This window comes from Candidatus Methylomirabilota bacterium, assembly GCA_035315345.1.
In the GTDB taxonomy this organism is placed as follows: Bacteria; Methylomirabilota; Methylomirabilia; order Rokubacteriales; family CSP1-6; genus CAMLFJ01.
The window spans coordinates 1-2689 of sequence record DATFYA010000096.1 but is presented as its reverse complement, the minus strand read 5'-3'; the positions used below and the strand labels follow the sequence as shown (position 1 = coordinate 2689).

The window sequence follows — 2689 nt, the reverse complement described above, 5'->3', positions numbered from 1 at the left end:
GCGCCCGGCTAGATGCCCAGCGCCTCGACCACGAGCCGCCCCAGCTCCCGGCGGAGCTTCTCGCGTACGCGCGCGTGGGACCGGCTCCGGTTCAGATTGCGTAGCTCGAACGGATCGGTCTCGAGATCGTACAGCTCGTCGAGCTCGTGGCCGCGATTCTTGTTGACCCAGTGGATGTACTTGTGGCGGTCGGTCCGCACCGCCTTGTAGGTCATGCCCACCAGCCAGGGCATGGCGTTCTCGGCCCAGTACTCGATGAGGAACGACTTGCGCCACGCAGGCCTCCGCCCGGAGAAGAGCGGCACCAGCGAGCGGCCCTGGATCTGGCGGCCCGGCCGGCCGCCCGCGAGCTCGATGAGCGTCGGGGCGAGGTCCTGGCAGATCACCAGCTCGCGGAGGCGAGTCCCGGCCTTGATCCGCCTCGGATAGCGCACGAGGAAGGGAGATCGGATACCCTCCTCGTAGGGGAACCGGCGCTCCGGCCCGAGCCCGTGCTCGCCGAAGAAGTACCCGTTGTCGCCGAAGAAGACGATGATCGTGTCGTCGAGCGCGCCGGATCGCTCCAGGGCCTCGAAGAGCGTGCCGACGCCCTCGTCCACCGCCGCCATCATGCCGGCCCGGAGCCGGATCTCCTCCTGCGAGCCCGGCCGGATCGTGTCCAGGATGGCCTTCGCGGCGTCCGACTGCTTGAGCGCCATCGCCTCGGTCCACGCCGGCTTGTCCTTCACGACCTCCACCGGCGACCGCATGTTCGGCTTCCGCGGGAACACGCAGCCCTCGTAGAGGCCCTGGTGGCGCTCCGCCACCCGGTAGCCTCCGCGTTGGGCGAGGTCGAGCGTACCGTCCGGGTGCTGGAAGGCGTCGGGATGCACCGCCTTGTGGGCGAAGAACAGCGCCCATGGACGCTCGTGCTTGCGCGAGACGAAGTCCAGGGCAAACCCATTGAGCACGTCCGTCATGTAGCCCGGGTGCTTCTCGTAGCGACCGTTCACGTTGAGCGTGGGATCGTTCAGCCGCCCGTGCCCGTCGAAGCTGACCCAGTGGTCGTAGCCCGGACGCGGCCGGCCGTCGTTGCCCATGTGCCACTTGCCCACGTGCGCGGTCTCGTACCCGAGCGCCTGCAGGGCCAGGTGGTAGTTCGGCAGCCGGTGGCTGGCCGCGTCACGCGCGACGTTGTCGATGATGCCGTGCCGGCTCGCATACTGACCGGTCATCACCGACGCCCGGTTCGGCGAGCAGATGGGGGTCGTGTGAAATGCCCGCTCGAACAGGGCGCCCTCGTAGGCGATGCGGTCGGCGTGCGGCGTCTTCATGTACGGGTGACCACCGACGCCGAGCTCGTCGTGGCGCAGGTCGTCGATCAAGATCACGAGGACGTTGGGCCTCTTCACCACGCCTCCGGCGTGCTCGATGGAGAGATCGAGGCCAAGACTAACCGGATCGGCCCAGCTTTGCACGAGGCGAGTGTCGAGGCGTGGCGCTGGCCCGGGCGGTGGTCCGGCGTGGGAGGCTCGACTCGGCGCACGACATCGACTTTCCCGTCATCGTCGAGCCCGCCCGCGAAGACGGCTCCGCGCCCGAATCGGGGCTACCGCGCCGCGGTGATGCTGGCGACTCGCTCGATGCGGGCGAAGCTGCTCAGACGGAGCCAGGTCGGGAAGGCGCGGACGAGGACCGGCGGCCCCTCGAGCCGGATCGAGCCCTCACGGAGCGCCGCGGCCATGGGGACGTCGCCCATCCAGACCCGGGTGAGCGTCCGTAGATCCGCGGTCACGACGACGTCGACCGGGAAGCCGGGGTCCTTGAGACAGAGATCGACCTCCGACCGGGAGAGGAGGAGCCACCACGTTCGCGAGCACCGCATGGTGGCCGGGGCGCCGCGGAAGTCGAGGCGGACGACGACCCGTTGCGACGGCAGCGCCTCGACGTCGACACGACGGTGGATGTCCCACATGAGCAGCCCCGCGTCCAGGTCGTCGCGGCCGATCTGGGCGCGGGCCCACCGCTGGCCCCACTCGCCGAACCGGTCGATCAGCGACCGCAGCTCCTCCCCAGCCGCGGTGAGCTGATACTCACGCCCGCGCCCGTGTGGCCGCGGCGCGCTCCGGACGATCCCGGCGTCTTCGAGCTGTTCCAGGCGCTGGGCGAGCAGCGTGGGCGACATGAGCGGCACCCCGCGGTGGAGATCACTGAATCGGCGGCTGCCGCAGAGCAGCTCCCGGAGCACGAGCGGGGTCCACCGCTCGGCGACGATCTCGGCCGCCTTGGCGACCGGGCAGAACTGCCCGTAGCCCTTCATGGTGACCCGAGCGTAGTGAGCCGCGCCGGTCACCGCAACTCCATTTTCTGGTGTTTCCGTGGACCGGCGCCGGGGCGATCCTGCCGTGGCAAGGAGGTGCGCCATGGCTACCCTACCCGTGCTCGACGCCGACGATCGTAACGTCCCGGTCCTGGACGATGCCGCCCTCGCGGACCTCGCGCGACAGTTTCGCGGTGAGCTGATCCGGGCGGGCGATCCGCCGTACGAGGCCGCTCGCCGCGTCTGGAATGGCGCCATCGACCGCCGCCCCGCGCTCGTTGCCCGCTGCACCGGCGTCGCCGACGTCCGGGCCGCCGTGCGGTTCGCCCGCGAGCGGCAGCTGGTTGTCGCCGTGCGCGGCGGCGGCCACAACGTGGGCGGCACCGCGAC

Annotated in this window: 3 protein-coding genes; 1 reads left to right on the top strand and 2 read right to left on the bottom strand. The window is 70.4% G+C overall.

The features are described from left to right. Positions 1–8: 8 nt before the first annotated feature. Together VKN16_12985 and VKN16_12980 are read right to left on the bottom strand one after the other, a co-directional pair. Entirely contained in the window at positions 9–1391 is a 1383-nt protein-coding gene (locus VKN16_12985) for a sulfatase-like hydrolase/transferase (protein ID HME95119.1), read from the bottom strand. Between the two features lie 197 nt (positions 1392–1588). Further along, the gene (locus tag VKN16_12980) at positions 1589–2332 is read right to left on the bottom strand and encodes a helix-turn-helix domain-containing protein (GenBank protein ID HME95118.1); all 744 of its coding nucleotides are present in this window, start codon (positions 2330–2332) and stop codon (positions 1589–1591) included. A gap of 70 nt (positions 2333–2402) precedes the next feature. Between VKN16_12980 and VKN16_12975 the strand changes: the two genes are divergently transcribed. Beyond that, positions 2403–2689 (top strand): FAD-binding protein (locus VKN16_12975; GenBank protein HME95117.1); only part of this gene is annotated, 287 nt, incomplete at its 3' end.